The organism is Porphyrobacter sp. CACIAM 03H1 (assembly GCF_002215495.1).
GTDB lineage: Bacteria > Pseudomonadota > Alphaproteobacteria > Sphingomonadales > Sphingomonadaceae > Erythrobacter.
On the sequence record NZ_CP021378.1, the window covers coordinates 1,915,869 to 1,933,495 of the forward strand.

Annotated in this window: 16 protein-coding genes, 1 tRNA gene and 1 pseudogene; 12 read left to right on the forward strand and 6 right to left on the reverse strand. The window is 66.2% G+C overall.

From position 1 onward, the window contains the following. The 5 genes from CBR61_RS16800 to CBR61_RS09165 all read left to right on the forward strand — a co-directional run bounded on the left by CBR61_RS16800 (position 1) and on the right by CBR61_RS09165 (position 5,558). The gene (locus CBR61_RS16800; RefSeq protein WP_157696547.1) at positions 1-201 is read left to right on the forward strand and encodes a hypothetical protein; all 201 of its coding nucleotides are present in this window, start codon (positions 1-3) and stop codon (positions 199-201) included. Further along, the gene (locus CBR61_RS09150) at positions 198-2,132 is read left to right on the forward strand and encodes a hypothetical protein (RefSeq protein WP_088914082.1); all 1,935 of its coding nucleotides are present in this window, start codon (positions 198-200) and stop codon (positions 2,130-2,132) included. Before CBR61_RS16800 ends, CBR61_RS09150 begins: the two co-directional genes overlap by 4 nt. After that, positions 2,132-3,019, forward strand: coding sequence for a tyrosine recombinase (locus tag CBR61_RS09155; protein ID WP_088914083.1), 888 nt, complete (start codon positions 2,132-2,134; stop codon positions 3,017-3,019). The genes CBR61_RS09150 and CBR61_RS09155 overlap by 1 nt, the downstream gene beginning before the upstream one ends. 9 nt (positions 3,020-3,028) lie before the next feature. Next, positions 3,029-3,973 carry an acetyl-CoA carboxylase carboxyltransferase subunit alpha gene (locus tag CBR61_RS09160; protein ID WP_088914084.1) on the forward strand — a complete coding sequence of 315 codons (945 nt, stop codon included), beginning with the start codon at positions 3,029-3,031 and terminating at the stop codon, positions 3,971-3,973. 103 nt (positions 3,974-4,076) lie between these two features. Further along, positions 4,077-5,558 (forward strand): M48 family metalloprotease, encoded by a 1,482-nt coding sequence (locus CBR61_RS09165; protein WP_088914085.1) that lies wholly within the window; start codon positions 4,077-4,079, stop codon positions 5,556-5,558. Between the two features lie 107 nt (positions 5,559-5,665). Here the strand turns inward: CBR61_RS09165 and CBR61_RS09170 are convergent, their stop codons facing one another. Together CBR61_RS09170 and CBR61_RS09175 are read right to left on the reverse strand one after the other, a co-directional pair. Next, a complete protein-coding gene (locus tag CBR61_RS09170) occupies positions 5,666-5,845 on the reverse strand; it encodes a Flp family type IVb pilin (protein ID WP_088914086.1) in 180 nt (59 codons plus the stop codon). A 114-nt stretch (positions 5,846-5,959) separates the two neighbouring features. After that, the gene (locus tag CBR61_RS09175; protein ID WP_088914087.1) at positions 5,960-6,142 is read right to left on the reverse strand and encodes a Flp family type IVb pilin; all 183 of its coding nucleotides are present in this window, start codon (positions 6,140-6,142) and stop codon (positions 5,960-5,962) included. Positions 6,143-6,241: 99 nt separating this feature from the next. Between CBR61_RS09175 and CBR61_RS09180 the strand changes: the two genes are divergently transcribed. Then, a complete protein-coding gene (locus tag CBR61_RS09180) occupies positions 6,242-6,652 on the forward strand; it encodes a (deoxy)nucleoside triphosphate pyrophosphohydrolase (RefSeq protein ID WP_088914088.1) in 411 nt (136 codons plus the stop codon). Positions 6,653-6,713: 61 nt separating this feature from the next. After that, positions 6,714-6,790, forward strand: a tRNA-Arg gene (locus CBR61_RS09185). Here the strand turns inward: CBR61_RS09185 and CBR61_RS17155 are convergent. The 3 genes and pseudogenes from CBR61_RS17155 to CBR61_RS09195 form a co-directional block, all read right to left on the reverse strand. Then, positions 6,761-7,816 carry a recombinase family protein gene (locus CBR61_RS17155; protein ID WP_324616808.1) on the reverse strand — a complete coding sequence of 352 codons (1,056 nt, stop codon included), beginning with the start codon at positions 7,814-7,816 and terminating at the stop codon, positions 6,761-6,763. The two genes, CBR61_RS09185 and CBR61_RS17155, sit on opposite strands and share 30 nt — an antisense overlap. Before the next feature lie 185 nt (positions 7,817-8,001). Beyond that, a pseudogene (locus CBR61_RS17160) lies at positions 8,002-8,445 on the reverse strand (recombinase family protein); the annotation flags it as partial. Positions 8,446-8,463: 18 nt separating this feature from the next. Further along, positions 8,464-8,733: a hypothetical protein gene (locus tag CBR61_RS09195; protein WP_199797427.1), complete on the reverse strand. Its 270-nt coding sequence runs from the start codon at positions 8,731-8,733 to the stop codon at positions 8,464-8,466. A 357-nt stretch (positions 8,734-9,090) separates the two neighbouring features. Here CBR61_RS09195 and CBR61_RS09200 point away from each other — a divergent pair, with 357 nt between their 5' ends. From CBR61_RS09200 to CBR61_RS09220, 5 genes are all read left to right on the forward strand, one after another. Beyond that, positions 9,091-10,296 carry an AAA family ATPase gene (locus CBR61_RS09200; RefSeq protein ID WP_088914089.1) on the forward strand — a complete coding sequence of 402 codons (1,206 nt, stop codon included), beginning with the start codon at positions 9,091-9,093 and terminating at the stop codon, positions 10,294-10,296. Continuing rightward, positions 10,289-12,790, forward strand: a complete 2,502-nt coding sequence (locus tag CBR61_RS09205; protein ID WP_088914090.1) for a S8 family peptidase — start codon at positions 10,289-10,291, stop codon at positions 12,788-12,790. Before CBR61_RS09200 ends, CBR61_RS09205 begins: the two co-directional genes overlap by 8 nt. A gap of 51 nt (positions 12,791-12,841) precedes the next feature. Then, the gene (locus tag CBR61_RS09210; protein WP_172835940.1) at positions 12,842-13,156 is read left to right on the forward strand and encodes a hypothetical protein; all 315 of its coding nucleotides are present in this window, start codon (positions 12,842-12,844) and stop codon (positions 13,154-13,156) included. Between the two features lie 477 nt (positions 13,157-13,633). Beyond that, positions 13,634-15,679, forward strand: a complete 2,046-nt coding sequence (locus CBR61_RS09215; RefSeq protein ID WP_088914092.1) for a ParB/RepB/Spo0J family partition protein — start codon at positions 13,634-13,636, stop codon at positions 15,677-15,679. A 695-nt stretch (positions 15,680-16,374) separates the two neighbouring features. Then, positions 16,375-16,671, forward strand: coding sequence for a DUF736 domain-containing protein (locus tag CBR61_RS09220; RefSeq protein WP_088914093.1), 297 nt, complete (start codon positions 16,375-16,377; stop codon positions 16,669-16,671). A 467-nt stretch (positions 16,672-17,138) separates the two neighbouring features. On the opposite strand, the gene CBR61_RS09225 is transcribed toward CBR61_RS09220, so the two are convergent. Further along, positions 17,139-17,549 carry a hypothetical protein gene (locus CBR61_RS09225; protein WP_088914094.1) on the reverse strand — a complete coding sequence of 137 codons (411 nt, stop codon included), beginning with the start codon at positions 17,547-17,549 and terminating at the stop codon, positions 17,139-17,141. Positions 17,550-17,627: the final 78 nt, after the last annotated feature.

The window sequence follows — 17,627 nt, forward strand, 5'->3', positions numbered from 1 at the left end:
ATGCGAAGCCCGCGACCCCCGCGTCTCTCCCCGACCGCCCTTCAGGAGGCCGCCCCGCCGCCGCGTCTCGCCGTGCGGGCTTGGTGGCCCGTGGCCGTGCTCGTTGTTGCGGGTCTGCTCGTGCTTGCCTGGGTCGACGGCGGCGAGGAGCCGCTGCGCCCGATCGCCGAGGATGTGGCCCTGCCGGAGCAGGGGCAATGAGCGCGCGGCGGCCAGGCTGGGGCGCGAGCGTGCTGGCGCTTGGCCTTGCGGGTGCGCTCGGCGGAGCGGGGCTTGCGGGCCTCGCCGGCGCGCAGGGCAAGCCCGAATCGCTCCTGCCTCCCGGCTTCGACGATCCAGCGCCGACGCCCAGTCCGCGCTCCAGCGCGAGCCCGCGCCCGGCACCGACACCGGCGCCAGGACCCGCCACCGTGCCGGGCACCGCGCCGCCGCCCGGCGGCGCGATCGCTCTGCCTCCGCCGGGCGTGCCGGTCGATCCTTCGTCCCTCCCGCCGCTGCCGAGCATCACGCGCGACGATCTCGCCCGCCTGCCGAGCCTTGCGGAGCTGGAGAACATGTCGACCGAGGAGCTCGACCAGCTGCTCGGCCTCAAGCCCAAGTCCGACATTCCGCCCGGCGCGCAGCGGGCGCTGACCCGCGTCGGCGTGCTGGCGGCGGACGAGGGCGGCCTGCCGCCGGTGGCGCTGGCGAACCAGTCGGACAAGCTCGTGCGCGCGGTGCTGAACGGCACGCAGGGGCCGATGGTGTCGCGCTGGGGCCACATCCTCCTGCGTCGCGCGCTGGCGAGCCGCCTTGCCGCGCCGCTCGGCATGGACCCGATCGAATTCGCCGCCCTGCGCGTCGGCGTGCTGAACCGGATGGGCGAGTTCGCGCTCGCCCGCGCGGTGGTGCAGGATATCGACACGGCAAACTGGTCGCCCGCCCTCACGCAGGAGGCGCTCGGCGCCTATCTCGCGGGCGGGGACGTTACCGGCGCCTGCCCGGCCGTGCGGCTCCAGGGCTCTGCCCGCGAGGACGGGGAATGGCAGCTGTGGCAGGCGATCTGCAATGCCTATGCGGGCGAGGCCGCGCTTGCTGCCTCGCAGCTCGACCGGGCGCTGTTCCGCGGGGTCGCGCCGCGGATCGACGTGCTGCTGGCGCGCCGCTTCGCCGGAGCGGCGGGGCGCGGCCAGCGCGCGGTGCAGATCGAATGGCAGGGCGTCGATGATCTCAACCCCTGGCGCTTCGGCCTTGCCAATGCGCTCGGCGAACCCCTGCCCGAAGGCCTGCTCGACGGAGCGTTGAAGGCGAGGGGCGGCGCCTACTATGCCCGCGCCGGCGCGCTGCTGCCGATGCTGCCCGCCCGCCAGCGCGCGCCTTTCGCCGGACGCGCGGCGCGCGAGGGGATTCTCTCGGCCGATGCGATGGTCGATCTCTATTCCGAGATCCACGCCGATCCCGCCGCGAGCGGCGATCCGCAGACCCATGCCGCCACCCTGCGCGAGGCCTACCTCGCCACCGATCCCGCTGCGCGGATCGACGCAATGGAGCGCCTGTGGTCGGCAGGGCCCGCCCTGGGCGGCGGGGACGGTTACGGCGCGCGGGTGCTGACGGCCTATGCCGCGGCACGGATCCCGCCCTCGGCCGATCACGCCTCCGCGGCGGGCGAGCTGATCGCGGCCATGCTCGCCGCCGGGCTCGATCGCAACGCGGGCCGCTGGGCCGGCGTGGTCGAGGAAGGCTCGCTCGGCTGGGCGCTGATCGCGCTTTCCAGCCCGCGCGGCGATGCCGTGGGGCAGGGTGCGGTGCAGAGCTTCATCGGCGGGGATTCCAGCGAGGACCGCCGCAAGTCGGCCTTCCTCGTCGCCGGCCTTGCCGGACTGGGACGTCTCGATCCGGGCGACGCCGCCTCGCTTGCCGGCGATCTCGACTTCGATCTGGCGCGCCGGACCCGCTGGACAAGCGCCATCGCGCGCGCGGCCGAAGTCGGCAATCCGGCGCTGGTGGTGCTGCTGGCGGGGCTGGGAATGCAGGGCACGAGCTGGTCGCAGATGACCCCGCTGCACCTCTACCACATCACCGCCGCGCTGACCCGCGTGGGGCTGGAGGCCGAGGCCCGGATGATCGCCGCCGAGGCGGTCGCACGCGGGTAATGTCCGCGGCGACAGAGGCGTTCCTCGCCATGCTCGCCGCCGAGCGCGGTGCGGCGCTCAACACGCTCGCCGCCTATCGTCGCGATCTCGAACAGGCCGAGGAGGCGATCGGCGATCTCGCCGCGGCGCCGCGCGATGCGGTCGCCTCGCTGGCGGGGGAATGGGCGGACCTTGCCCCTTCGAGCGTCGCGCGCAAGGCATCGGCGCTGCGGCAGTTCTTCGGCTTCGCGATCGACGAGGGCTGGCGGCAGGACGATCCTTCGGGCGCGCTGCCCGCGCCGCGGGCCCGCCGCCCGCTGCCCAAGGTGATGGGGCACGATCAGATCGCCGCCCTCTTCGCCCGCGCCGAGACGGAGGCGGCGGGCGATGATCCGCGAGCGGTGCGGCTGCTGGCCCTGATCGAGCTGCTCTACGGCTCGGGCCTGCGCGCAACCGAGCTCGTCAGCCTGCCGCTGGCCGCCGTGCCGCGCGATGCGCCCTTCCTCACGGTCACCGGTAAGGGCGGCTCGGCGCGGCTGGTGCCGGTCGGCGGGCGGGCGCTCGAGGCGCTGGGGCGCTGGCGGGTGCTGCGCCCGGCGACCCCTGCCTCGCGCTACCTGTTCCCGTCGGGCAAGAGCGGCCATCTCAGCCGCGTCCGCCTGTTCCAGCTTCTGAAGGCGCTGGCGGCAAGGGCGGGGCTGGACCCTGCCGGGATCAGCCCCCACGTGCTGCGCCACGCCTTTGCAACCCACCTGCTCGAGGGCGGGGCGGACCTGCGCGTGCTCCAGACCCTGCTCGGCCATGCCGACATCGCCACCACGCAGATCTACACCCATGTCGATGCCGCGCGGCTGGTTGCCCTCGTCAATTCCCGCCACCCGCTTGCAAGCAGGGCAACATCGGACTAGCGCCGCCCGATGATTTCCTATCTCGATTTCGAGAAGCCGGTCGCCGCGCTCGAGGAGCGCATCACCCAGTTGCGCAGCGTCAACGCGCTGCACGATGTGGACGTGGAGAGCGAGATCGCCCGGCTCGAGGCCAAGAGCGCCGAACTGCTCGCCAGCACCTATGCCTCGCTCACCCCGTGGCAGAAGACGCAGGTCGCACGGCATCCGCAAAGGCCGCATTTCCGCGACTATGTGGCGCACGCCTTCACCGATTTCATGCCGCTGGGCGGGGACCGGCTCTATGCCGACGATCTCGCGATCATGGGCGGCTTCGCGCGGCTGGATGGGCGGCGGGTGATGCTGATCGGGCACGAGAAGGGCCACGACACCAAGACCCGGATCGCGCACAATTTCGGCATGGGCAAGCCCGAGGGCTACCGCAAGGCGATCCGCCTGATGGAAATGGCGAGCCGATTCGGCCTGCCGGTGGTGACGCTGGTCGACACCTCGGGCGCCTTTCCGGGGATCGAGGCCGAGGAACGCGGTCAGGCCGAAGCCATCGCCCGCGCGACCGAGGCCTGCCTTGCGCTCGAGGTGCCGATGGTTGCGGCGATTGTCGGCGAGGGCGGATCGGGCGGCGCGGTGGCGCTCGCCAGCGCCAACCGGGTGCTGATGATGGAACACGCGGTCTATTCGGTGATCTCGCCCGAAGGCTGCGCCTCGATCCTGTGGCGCACGTCGGAAAAGGCACCCGAGGCCGCGCAGGCGATGAAGGTGACGGCGCAGCATCTCAAGCGCGACAACGTGATCGACCGGATCGTCAAGGAGCCGGTCGGCGGCGCGCATCGCGATCCTGTCGGCGCGGCGCGGATGCTCGGCGAGGCACTCGCCGAGGAGCTGGACAGGCTCGCAGGGCAGGACGGCGCTCAGCTGGTCGCCGCACGCGAGGCACGATTCCTCGCCATCGGGGGCTAGGGCGGCCAACCCAGGTTAAGCTTTCGTTTGCCAAGCCCTTGTCGCGCGCTGCTTTCCCGATAGGCTGGGGAAAGACCTGAAAAGGCGCAAGCGAGGACTGAACATGGCACGGATTTCACGCAAGTGGCTGGCTTTCGGCGCGGCAAGCATCACGCTCGCCGGGTGCATGGGCGCCGGGGCGCAGGTGCCCTCGGCCTCGTCGCCGATCACGCCGCAGGAAGCCCAGATGGGCGCGCAGTATCACCCGCAATTCCTCGCGGAATTCGGCGGCGCGATGAGCGGCACCCATGCGCAATATGTCGAGCAGGTGGGCAAGAACATCGCGGTCCAGTCGGGACTCGGCAATGCCCGCGAGGCCTTCACGGTCAGCCTGCTGAATTCGCCGGTGCACAACGCCTTCGCCGTGCCGGGCGGCTATATCTACACCACCCGTCAGCTGGTGACGCTGATGAACAGCGAGGCGGAACTGGCCGCTGTGCTGGGGCACGAGGTCGGCCATGTCGCCGCGCGGCACTCGCAGCGGCGCCAGCAGGCGGCGCAGAAGAACTCGCTGCTCGGGCTGGGCGGGGCGATTCTCTCTGGCGTGCTGTTCGGCAACAGCGAGCTCGGGCGACTCGGCCAGCAGCTCTCGCTCGAGGGGTCGCAGCTCTTCACCCTCAAGTTCTCGCGCAAGCAGGAGCTCGAGGCCGACGATCTGGGGATCATGTATCTGGGCCGTGCGGGCTATGACCGGCGGGCGATGGGCACGGTGCTGGCGAGTCTCGCCGCCCAGAACGCGCTCGATGCGCGCCTTCAGGGACGCAATGCCAGCGTTCCCGAATGGGCCTCGACCCACCCCGATCCCGCGAGCCGCGTGCAGAGCGCGCTGGCCAAGGCGCGCACCGCCGGGGGTGCCACAGCCGGTGTAACGAATCGCGACACCTTCCTCACCCGGATCGACGGACTGCTCTATGGCGACGATCCCGCGCAGGGGCTGATCGAGGGCAGCACCTTCACCCATCCCGAGCTGCGTCTCGCCTTCACCGCGCCCCAGGGCTTCTACATGGTCAACGGGACGCGCGCGGTCAGCATCAACGGGCAGGGCGCGCAGGCGCAGATGACCCTGGCGAACTACAACGGCAATCTCGAGACCTATGTGCGCCAGCAGTTCGCTGCGGCGGGCGGCCAGAACGGCAATCTCGCCCCGCAGCAGCTGGAGCGCACGACCGTCAACGGTCTGCCGGCGGTTTACGGGGTGGCGCGCGTCAACAACGGGCGCAGCCAGGTCGATCTGGTGGTGTTCGCCTATGAATTCGCGCGCGACCGGGCCTATCACTTCACCGCGATCGCCCCGGCGGGCCGTGCGGCGACCTTCAATCCGATGTTCCAGTCGATGCGCCGGATCACGCCGAGCGAGGCCGGATCGGTGGTGCCCAAGAAATTGCAGGTGGTGAACGTGGCGCGCGGCGACACGATCGCGAGCCTCGCGCGGCGGATGGCCTACGACAGCGCGCAGGAAGAACGCTTCCGGGTGCTCAATGCCCTCGGCAGCAACGATACCCTCACGCCAGGCCAGAAGGTCAAGCTGGTGGTGCGGGCGCGGTAGTCGCGGGGGGCGCTTGGCCTGGGGGGCCGCGCGAAAACTAGGTAATACACAAAGAAAAACGGCGGGGATTGCTCCCCGCCGTCTTCCTTTTGCCAGAGGCGTTGGCCTTACGCGGCCGCGCCACCCGGGGTCATGTTGTCGTTGACGTCCTGGAAGGTCTGCGACAGCGTGCCGCCCAGCGAGGTCATGGCGGTGATCGCGGCGACGGCGATCAGAGCGGCGATCAGGCCGTATTCGATGGCGGTGGCGCCCTGTTCGTCACGGACGAGGTTCTTGAAGAAGGTCATGTCTAGTCTCCTGGTTTGGTCTTCGGTACCCGTGCCCCCCTGTTTCGCGGCGGGCTGTGGTCTTGTTAGATCGCTACCTGTTGAGAAATTCCTAATCCGAAAGTTGAACCGGAATTAATTCGTCATGGCATCGACCGCGCGGGTCTCGATGTCGTTCCACATGGCGATGGTCGTCGTGGCAACACTTTGCAGCGCGAAGACCATGGCGAGAACGATCAGCGAGATGATCAGCCCGTATTCGACGGCGGTCGCCCCCGACGTGTCATCGATCAGCTCTTTCATGAAAGTCGACGACATCGGGATTTTCCCCATTCCCTTTGGACTGATGCAGCAAGAATCGCGCGCGGGAGTTAAGAAAAGGTTGAGAAGGCGGCCTTGCATGGAAAGAAATCCGACATGACGCATCGCTGGATACCCGTCGTCGCGGCGGCGCTGCACCGGCCGGACGGGCGCTGGCTGATGCATCGCCGCCCGCCGGGCAAGCACCATGCGGGGCTCTGGGAATTTCCCGGCGGCAAGGTCGAACCCGATGAAATTCCGGCGGAATCCCTTGTGCGCGAGCTCGCCGAAGAACTCGGCATCCGCTGCTTGCCCGAAGCCTGCGTGCCGGCCTGCTTCGCCCAGGGCGAGGCGGACGAGGGGGGCAGGGCGCTTGTCATTCTGCTTTACACGGTCAGCACCTGGGAGGGCGAGCCCGAGGCGCTTGAAGGCGGGGCGGTGGGCTGGTTCACGGCCGACGAAGTGCTGGCGCTGCCCAAGCCGCCGCTCGACATCCTGCTCGCGGAGCGGCTTCTCCAAAATCGCTGACAGGCCGCGAAAAGCCCCTTGCCAAGCCCCGCCGACCCCCCTAGATGGCCCCCCTCAGCGCGCACCCGTAGCTCAGCTGGATAGAGCACCAGACTACGAATCTGGGGGTCAGAGGTTCGAATCCTTTCGGGTGCGCCATTTCGGTTCAAAGGCACGAACGCCTAGCACCGCCGCCTCTACGCCAGAGGCGGCGGTTAGCGTTCGGAGCAGTTCGCTCCGCAGACCACGGATGCGGACCTCCTTCCGGCTCACCACTTCGACCCGCTGCGCTACCGCACGAACCTGGTCGCGGGCGAACGTCCCGTCGTCGTTCCGCAGCTTCTTGCGCAGCGCGGTCGCAAAGGCGCGCAGGCTGTCCGGCGTGATCGCCGGACCGATCTTCACGATATGCGCCAGCGCGCGTTCGGCATCGCCCTTGGCCTGATCGCGAGTCGCGGTCAGCTCGGCGATGCGATCCTTAAGCGAAGAATCGTTCACGTCGATGACGCCGTTCTCGATCGCATCATAGAGTCGCTTGAGCTTCGCTTCGGCCTCGGTCGCACGCCGCTCAAGATCGGCGACATGCTCGCGGCGCTGGTTCACCCATTCGTCGCGGCGTTCGAGAATCTGATCCATCAGAGCTTCGAGCCGCGCCGGGTCGAGCAGCCGGGCTTCGAGATGATCGACCACGGCCTCGTTGAGCCGATCCATGGGCACGGTGATGCCGGGACAGCCGGTCGCACCCTGCCGCGCCTTCGTCGAGCAGGTATAATAGCGATACTCGCGGCCGATGCTGCTAGTGCCCGTGCGCAGCGTCATCGCGCCGCCGCAGCACGCGCAGAAGCAGATGCCGGTGAGCAGCGTCGGGCCGCCCACCGCCATCGGCGCCATCATCTTGGGGCTGCGCGCCTTGAGCGAGCGTTGCACGGCCTCGAACTCGGCTTCCGACACGATCGCCGGCACTTCCATGACGGCGTGCTCGCTCTCCGGCTTCGGCGTCTTCGTCTTGTGATCGCGGGTGTTGAAGCGGTGCTGGCCGACATAGGTCGTGCGGGTGAGAACCTGATGCACCGCGCCCAAGCCCCAGCGCCCGCCATCGCGAGTGCGGATGTTGTTCTCGTTGAGCCAGGTGGCGATCGACTTGAGGCCCATCGGCCCTTTGTTATCGACGCCGTTGAGCGCCATGCGGTAGATGCGCCGCACTGTCTGGCCTGGATCGGGTCGATTTCCAGCTTCTTCTTGATCTTCGCGCCACGCTCGCCTGCCGCAACCACGCGATAGCCGATCGGCGCCCGCGCGCCGTTCCAGAAGCCTTGGCGGGCGTTCTCCTTCATCGCCCGCAGCGTATGCTTGCCATTCTCCTTCGACTGGTATTCGTCGAACAGCGTCATGATCTGACGCATCATCACGCTCATCGGATCATCACCCAAGTCCTGCGTGATCGAGACGAGCTTCACCCCGTTCTTCGCCAGCTTGCGGACGTAGAACTCGAACTGGAACTGGTCGCGGAAGAACCGCGAGAAGCTGTGGACGAGGATGACGTTGAATGCCGGTGGCTTGACCATCGCCGCGTCGATCATCGCCTGAAACGCCGGCCGGCGATCGTCGGTGGCGGTGTTACCCGGCTCGACGAACTCAGCCGCGACCTCCCAGCCGCGCGACAGGCAATAGCCTTCGATTTGGCGGCGCTGGTCGGGAATCGACAGGTCGCTCTCGGCCTGGCGGCCGGTGGAAACCCGCAGGTAGAGCGCGGCGCGGGCGGTGGCCACGACCGGTGCCTCATCCTCATCTCGTCGCAGGGCGGCGCTGGTCATGACGCTTCACTCCTCACTTCACGGCAACGGTCCGAACAGCTTGTCCAGCTCGTGTCGCATATGGCCTTCGATCGCGCGCAGCTCGGCGTCGCCGATCGGAACCTGCTCCGGCCAGTCGTCGGTGACGACAATCGGCCCGTCATCCTCGCGCGGCCGGCGCGAAGCCCGGCGCGGCGCGACGCGGTTGGTGTAGTCATGCAGGTTATCCGGGCATTCGGCCCAGCGACGAGGCGTGCGGCGACGGACTTTGCGAGGAAGGGCCATCTCGGCACGCTGCCGCGTGTCCACACCTCGCACAAATGCTTCATCGCGGCGTAGCGCAGATAGGGACGTGGGGCGGCGGGCGTCATGCTTCGCCCCACGGATCGACCACCGTGGTCCGCCGATCGACGAAATCGCGGGCATTGCGAGTCGCCCGCCGCGCTCCACACGATCGCAACGATCTGTTTGTCGATCAAGCATCGATCGGTCGCACGATCCCCCCGTGTTCTGCCAGCACCATATCTCATCCTTTTTGCAAGGGCCGGCTGGCACCATGCACCACAACGCCTCACATTCGCACCATACACCTATTGATATGCAACGCAAAGCCATATACATGCATCATCCTGGCGTGATCGTGCAACGCGCCACTGGGAATCGCTTATGGACCATTTCTCGATCATCCAAGCCCTCTGTCGCGCGGCAATGGCCGACGCTTCACCCGCTCTGCGCAAGCAGGTCGAGCGACTTCGTGACGCGCTGGCTAAGGATGGGGAATCCAAGCAGTCCGCCGCTCTGACCAGCATCCTCACGACCGCCGATCGGACGAAGGAGCTTTCGCCGAGCCGGATCGAGCGCTCCAAAGCGCAGCTCTCTGGTGAGACGCTGACACGGAACACGCCTGTTCCGGTCGACCGAGAGACAGCCGCGCCGTTGGCGGAGATTCTCTTTCCGGCGGACATTCAACCGACCGCGCCGCTCTTCAACACGACCGTCAGTCACGCCATTGAGACCATTATCGAAGAATGGGCCAACTTCGATGCACTGTCGGAAATCGACATTCGGCCTTCCAAGACCTGTCTTATTTACGGTGCTCCGGGGACGGGAAAGACCAGGCTTGCGCTTTGGATCGCGCAACAGCTCGATCTTCCCGTCGTGCTGGTGAAGCTGGACGGGCTCGTATCGTCATTCCTCGGCACGACCGCACGCAATATCGGGAACCTGTTCGCCTTCGCGAACCGCCACCGCTGCATCCTTCTGCTCGACGAGTTCGATGCGATCGCGAAAGTTCGGGACGATCCGCAGGAAGTTGGCGAGATCAAGCGCGTCGTGAACGCGCTTCTGCAGAATCTCGATACGCGCCGCGATGTCGGCTTCACGATCGGCATCACCAATCACCCGAAACTCTTGGACACGGCCGTCTGGCGGCGTTTCGAGGTTCAGCTTGAGATTCCCAAGCCCGACTTCGAGATGCGAAAGGCGATCGCCGCGCATTTCATGCCGCCGGTAAAAGCCCCGGACATCCATTTGCGCCTGATCGCATGGTTCACCGAGGGCTCGACCGGCGCTGAGATCGAGTCTCTCGTGCGCACCTATAAGAAGGCCACCACCGTTCGCGAGGAGGACAAGCGCGGGCTACTCGATACGCTCCGCCAATTCGCCACGCTGAACGCGGCTCGGGTGCAAAGTGAACGCCGCGCGCTGCTGTTCGACGATTCCAGCAATCTATTTCGGGCCATGCGAGATGATCCGATCCTCGGCTTCTCGATGGCCGACATCGGCGAGATTGCCGGCAAAGATAAATCGACGGTCAGCCGTCAACTCGGCCGAGCGGCCAAGTCTGGTGATGGGGAGACGCTAAATGGCTAGTCCCATTCAGATCGTCCTCAATCCTGAAAACTATGAGGAGGCGCGCGACGCTGGTGGCGGAGGCGGCCGGAAGGACTTTTTCGCTCACCGCGATGCCGAGTTCACCGCCCATCGCGCCGCGCTGATGAGCCAGATCGACACGATTGCTGGCGTTCTCAGCGCCCAAGCACAAGGCGATGTCGGCTTCGTAAAGGTCATCCTTCGTCGCGAGGCTTGGGCCAAGAGCCATCGCCCGATCGCCAGCCTGTTTCGGCACGATCGCACTCCTGTCGTTGGCGGCGGAGATCTCGGGGTTATGCTCGTCGAAGCCCGACCCGGCACGCTCCGCCAGGTGGCCGCGGAGATCGCAAAGGCCGAAACCCACACAGAAATGCGCTTCAACGAGCAGAAGCAGAAGGACGAACCTTATCCGTCTGCCCGAAAGAGCGAGACCGGCGCCATCGACCGGATCGAACTCTATGGGCCGAGCGATCGGCGCAACTTCTCGGTCGATGAAGCTGTGGCGTGGCTCTCTAATCCAATGACCGGCAGCAGCTATCAGGTCGAACTGTTCGACAGCCCGCCGCCGCGCTCGGAGTGGGACCGCCTCGACCCGAGCCACCGGCGCCTTGTCGAGAGCTTCGTTGCCGGCTTCGCCGCGCTGGATCGCGGCCTCGCCGTCGAACGCTTGCCGAACCGTCGCCACAAACAGCCGATCCTCTCTGTCCGACTGGATCAGTCTGGAGATCAGCCGGTTCTACGGCTGAATGATGCCCCGGTCAGCGAGCGGCGGCGAGAGCTTGTCGCCTTCAATCCAGACGTGAGTCGCCACGCCCGGCTGCTCGCCTTCCTTGACAGCCATCCGCTTGTGCGCCGGATCGAACTGCCAGGCATTGTCGTGCGGGCCGTCAGCACGCATATCGTGCGCGCGCGGCCTGCCGATGTCACCATTCCCGCCCGCGACAGCCGCCGCAGTCATCCTCGGCTCGGGATCATCGACGGCGGAATCGGCGAAGCGCTGTCAGACTGGGTCATCGATCGGTGGGACGTTCTTGCGGAAGAAGATACCGACCTTGCGCATGGGACGTTCATCGGCGGATTGGCTGCGGTGGGAGGTGCGCTTAACGGCGCGGAAATTTGCCCTGAGCCCGACGGCGCGGAGCTGGTCGACGTCGCAGTCTTCCCGAACGAACGCAAAGCCGGAGCCTTCGCCTCCTACTATCCTGATGGCTTGCCGCAATTCTTCGATGAAATGGAGACAGCCATTTCGGACGCCCGCGCTCGACATGGGGTGCGCGTGTTCAACATGAGCCTGAATATTCTTCAGCCGGCGGCGCCAGATCGTTACAGTCCCCACGCAGCGCGGCTCGATCAGATCGCTGAGAGCAACAACGCGATCGTTTTCATTTCGGCCGGCAACATACAGCAGCAAGACCTTCGCCCCGAATGGCCTGCCGATGCCACGGCCGCGCTCGCCAACCTCGCCACCGCCCGCAACGATGGTCTGCTTACGCCGGCCGAGAGCGCGCGCAATGTCGCTGTGGCGGCTCTAAACCCGCCCGGCCATGACGGGTGCCTTCCATTCGCACCGACGCGCTACAGCCGACGTGGCCCGGGACTTCGCGCTGGCGTCAAGCCCGACTTGGCGCACATCGGTGGCGCGGGTTCCCAGCACCCTGAACTCGGCCACGGGCTTTTCTCGATCTTGCCGGATGGGATCATCGTCGATGGCTGCGGGACTAGCTATGCCGCGCCCCTTGCAGCGAAGACGGCCGCTGTCCTGGATCACGCCATTGAGGGTGAGGTCTCGCGTGAAACCCTGATCGGCCTGCTCGTTCATCATGCCGAAATGCCGACTCCTTTGCAGGTCAAGGCACTCGCGCCGATCGCCAAGCATATGGCGGGGTTCGGAATGCCGCCTTCGGCCGACCGCATCCTAGAAACGGGTGACCACACAATCACTCTCGTCTTCGCGTCGCGCATCCAACGGGACCAGCAAATCAACTTCCGTTTCCAGTGGCCGGCGTCGCTGGTCGGTCCCGGAGGCAAGTGCCGTGGCCGCGCGAAGATTACGCTCGTCTCCACGCCCCCGCTCGATGCCCGGTTCGGATCGGAGTTCGTGCGCGTCAACATTAACGCTGTCTTGCAGCAGGAACAGGCCAATGGCGGGTGGAAGGGGCGGCTTGAGCCGCTCTATCTCCCGTCACGGCGGGAGGCTCCTCCGATCGAGGCGGAGCGCATCGAGCACGATCTCAAATGGAGCCCGGTGAAGGTCTTGGCGAAAACCTTCCCGCAGGGAGTGGGTCCATCCTCGAACTGGCGTCTCTTCGTCGAATATCTGACGCGGGCGGGCGAGATCATGCCCGAAGAAGGCGTGCCGTTTACGGTGATCGTGACCATCAGTGATCCCGACGCCGAACAGCCGGTGTTCAACGATATGCGTCAAAACCTTCAGGCCCTCGGCACCCAGATCGCCGACATCCGAACCGCAGCACGCATTACGCCGCGCGTGTAGTCGCCAGTAGAAGGCGCAGACTCGCTTGCAGAGGCACTACAGGAGATTGTGATGGCAAAATCAGTGACGCTCAGCACCGGAAGGACGTTCCCGACCGTCACCGCCGCAAAGGAGCATTTCGCGGAAATCCTCAACGGCCAAGAGCTGAAGCAGGCTTTCTCCGGCAAAGAGTTCGCAGATATTCAGGCCACCTATGTCGCCTATTGCGCCAAGACCGACTGGCCGTTGCCGTCAGCGCCAGCTTCGTTCTATCCCGTGCATGATCGCGGCCCCGGCTACACCACGCGATGTTTCGGCGTGACGTTCGAAGACGGCACGACGGGAAATTTTTCGATGGATAAGGCACTTCGGGCGATCGCGGCGTAGGGCGGTTCCGTCCTCTTCTTCGGCTTTCAGACCATTGCGTTTCTGAACTGGTCTCGATTTCTGGACCTGCTGCCGCCGGGAATTTGGCGCCTCCCTGCGGGACCGCCGCTCTATCTCCGCTGCGCTCCGACCGAACCCCTGACGGGTTTCGACCCTGCCGGGTGACGATCAGCATGGCGGGGCGGCGCTGGCGCGCCGGTCGGTCAATCCGCCCTGCGGATTGCAGTGCTTTCAAGCTGCGGAGATCGGGCCAGGGCTGCGCCGACCCGATCGCGCTGCTGTAGCTCTCCCCGTCGGTGGGGTGGGCGACGCTTCCCTTTAGGCCCGCCGCGCCGGGCCGCAACGCGCACGGGGCGCGCTTACCTCCTCTGCGTTCCGGCCCTGCGGGTGCTGCCCGACTCCGCCGGCGGGCCTGCTGGTCCGCTTCTTCGCCGCCCACCCCATTCCGGGGTGAGTGTGGTTTGAAGGAGAAGTGTGATGAACGTTGTTACCCAAACCGTTGCCGCCGAGCCTGTGTCGGGCGTCGAGATGTTCGTGCCGCTCGCCAAGCTCAAGAAGTCCCCCAAGAACGCGCGCAAGGTGCCGCACGGGGAAGCCGCTATTGAGGCGCTGGCCGCTTCGATCCAGCACAAGGGACTGATCCAGAACCTTGTCGTCGAGCCGGAGACCAAGGAGGACGGGACGCCGACCGGCTATTACCTCGTCACCGCTGGCGAGGGCCGCAGGCTGGCGATGCTGCTGCGCGCCAAGCGCAAGCAGATCAAGAAATCCGAGCCGGTTCGCTGCTGGCTCGATACCGCCAACGATCCGTCCGAGATCAGTCTGGATGAGAACGTGACCCGGACCCCGATGCACCCCGCCGACCAGTTCGAGCGGTTCCGCGAGCTTGCGGACGGCAAGGGATGGGGCGCGCAGGAGATCGGCGCGCGGTTCGGCGTTTCGGCTGGCGTGGTGAAGCAGCGGCTTCGCTTGGGCGCGGTCAGCCCGAAGCTGTTGCAGGTCTATCGGGAGGACGGCCTTACGCTGGACCAGCTTATGGCCTTCGCCATCACCGAGGACCACGACCGGCAGGAGCAGGTGTTCGCCAACCTGCATCATAACCGCGAGCCGTGGATCATCCGGCGTGACATGACCGCTGCCAACGTCCCGGCGACCGACCGGCGCGCGGTGTTCGTCGGGGCCGATGCCTATGTCGAGGCGGGCGGCACCATCATCCGCGACCTGTTCAGCGAGGACCGTGGCGGGTTCTTCGAGGATGCGGGCTTGCTCGACTTGCTCGCCGCCGAGAAGCTGCGGGAGGTTGCGGAGCAGGTTCAGGCGGAGGGCTGGAAATGGACCGAAGCGTATATCGACTATCCCCACGCCCACGGGATACGGCGTTTCTATCCGCAGCCCATCGCTCTGTCCGACGAGCACGAGGCGCGGCTGGAGTCGCTGTCCGCCGAGCATGACGAGCTTGCCGAAGGCTATTCGTCCTATGACGAAATGCCGGAGGACGTGGCGGAGAAGCTGGAGGCGGTGTCCGACAAGATCGACGCCATTTCTGCCAAGCGTTCGGCGTTCGCGCCCACCGTTATCGCCAACGGGGGTGCGTTCGTGATCCTCAATCACGATGGCACCGTGAGGATCGAGCGTGGCTTCGTTCGGGCCGAGGACGAGGCGCTGGCCGACCCGCAGCCGGAGCCGGAGGCCGATGGCGACCCGACCGAGCCGCCGAGCGGCGAGGACGAGCAGCCGGAGGACGGTGAGGACGAACAGGAAATCGACGAGGAGGACGAGGAACCGGGCAAGCCCATTTCCGACTGCCTCACCCGCGACCTGTCCGCCTACCGGACGCTGGCGCTTCGCGTCGCGCTTGCCGAGCAGCCCGCAACGGCGTTGATCGCGCTGACCCACACGCTGACCGCGCAACTTTTCTACAGCTACGCGGAGGCCGGATGCCTTGAGGTCCGCCCGACCGTGACCCCCTTGGGGAGCCACGCGGACGGGATCGAGGACACGCCCTTGGCGGCGCGGGCGAGCGAGCAGCACGAGGCATGGGCCGAGCGGATGCCGCGTGACTTGGCGGACCTGTGGGGTTTCATCGTCGGGCTGGACGACGGGAAGCGGCTGGCGCTGCTCGCGCATTGCGCCGCCCGCACCGTCAATGCGCTGCGGTTGCCGTGGGACCGCAAGCCCCGGTCGTTGCAGACCGCCGACCGGCTGGCGAGTGCCTTGGCGCTGGACGTGGCGAAGGACTGGACGCCTACGGTGGACAGCTACCTTGGCCGCGTCACTAAGGCGCATATCGTTGAGGCCGTGAGCGAAGGGGTTTCCGAGGATGCCGCTCGCCGCATCGCCGACATGAAGAAGCCGGACATGGCGCAGGCCGCCGAGCAGCTTCTGGCGGGAACGGGATGGCTCCCCACCGCGCTGCGGACCCCGCAGCCGGAGGCCGAGCAGTCCGCGCCGGTCGAGGGAGCGGAGGCGGAGAGCGTGGCGGAGGTGGACGAGGAAGCGCCTTACGCCGTCGCCGCCGAGTAGCAACCTAGGCCGGGGCCGCGCGAGCGGTCCCGGCCTTCCATTCTGCCGAGCGTCAAAAAAAACGCGGCCGCGCCCGATGGGGCGCGGCCGCACCTACAACTCCCATCGACGTAGAGCGGGATCTTGGCCGAGCCGCACGACGCCCCGCTCGGTGGAGCGCGGCGTCGTCGCCGGAGTGACCTGATAGACGACTGCTGCGCGTCGGCCCCGACTAGCCGACACCGCAAGCCAGGAGGTTGGGCGCTTGCCGGGCTAACTCCTGTTGGCGGCTCTCTCAAGCGCAAGGCGGGCCGGGCGCCGGGAATGCGACGATGCGTGGGTCGGCTAGTTGCCCGCTCTCTCGGATTGCCCCCGCGCCAAGGGCGAGCATCTTGAACGCATCACTCGTTTTGCCGCTTGGTTTGGACGAGTGCGGATTGAACGCCGTGCCCGTCTCGCCCGACCGGCACCGCAGCCCGCGGCCTCTCAAATGGCTGACTGCCCGAGGACGGCTTCGCCTTTCTCGCCCTCTGCGCAACGGCGCGGGGCGACTTTTTTCCGCCGCCTTCGGCTTTGCACCGCGAAGCAAAAAAGTCGCCCCGCGCCGTCCTCCGCTGACGCTGCGGTCCTGTCGGATGCGCGGTCGATCACCCCGGACTGCCGAACCCCATCGAGGCCGCGATGGGCGCGGTTCCGAAGCAAGACAGGAGTTTCACATGGCGATCATCGGCACCTTCACCAAGAGCGGCGACGGCTTCAACGGTACGATCAAGACGCTCACCCTCAGCGCCAAGGTCAGCTTCAAGCCGATCGAACTGGAGGGCGACAAGGCTCCCAACTTCCGCGTCACCGTCGGCACCGTCGAGTTCGGCGCCGCCTGGAAAAAGACGAGCCGCGAGAACCGGGACTACCTCTCGGTCAAGCTCGACGATCCGACCTTCCCGGCACCGATCTACGCCAGCCTGGTCGAAACCGACACCGCAGGCGAATACGCGCTAATCTGGTCCCGCTGACCGGCGACGACGCCCCGCTCCACCGAGCGGGGCGTTTCCCGTCTATCCCGACGATCCGGGCTTTGATTAACGCGCTGCGCGTCTCAACAAATTGCGCAGCCTCATTTTCGTTGCTGTTCTAGGCATTCGAGCCTGGCCTGCCGGATAATCCTGATTGACGAAAGCTAGATACTTTCGATCTTCCTCCCGTCGTTTCTTCCCTTCAAAGACGGCTTCGATATGACCGCTGGTCATAGCGTAGTGCCACATGACTTCATTTTGACTGAGGCCGAATCGCCCCGCGATCTCGGCGTCCTCCTCTCCCGCCCAATGCCTCAGAGTAATTTCGCGCCGAAGCCGCGGCACGCCTGCCAACGCGTAGTTATACCAATCGAAGTCGGTCTGGGGCCACTCACGCCCCCACGAGCGCCAATTCGTGATACGCCAAGTCAGCCATAGCGGCAAAAGCCTTCGTGCCGGGCGATGGATTAGCCTGCCAAGCACAGGTCTACTCTCATGTTGAGGTCCACCGCCAGGGCCGTTGCTGCTTTCACGAATGCGCGAGGCCAGACGCAAGTCGGCGGACGCCGGAATCCTCCGCTCGCATACCTGCGGCTGATGACCTCGATCATCTCGGTCTCAATCAGCTTTGGAGGATCAAAACCGCGTTCTGTGGCAAACCGAGATGCCTTGGACAGGTCGTGTCGCACTAACTGCCGGGTCTCGTCGTCAGTCATCCCGGTGTGCCGGAGGTAGGCTTTCAATGAAAGCTCGATGCTGATGGCCAAGAAGTAGAGGCTTTGATCGCTGTCTAACGCGGTCGTGCTGACCGGCAGGCGGTAAAAGTTTCGCGCATTCTGGCACAGAAAAAGCGCATCAAGTCTGTTCGAGGAAAGCATCTCGCGCCGATCGAAGCATGGCCGATGCGATATACAAAGTTTATATCACGAATATTTTCAGAATATTTTCCGGACATC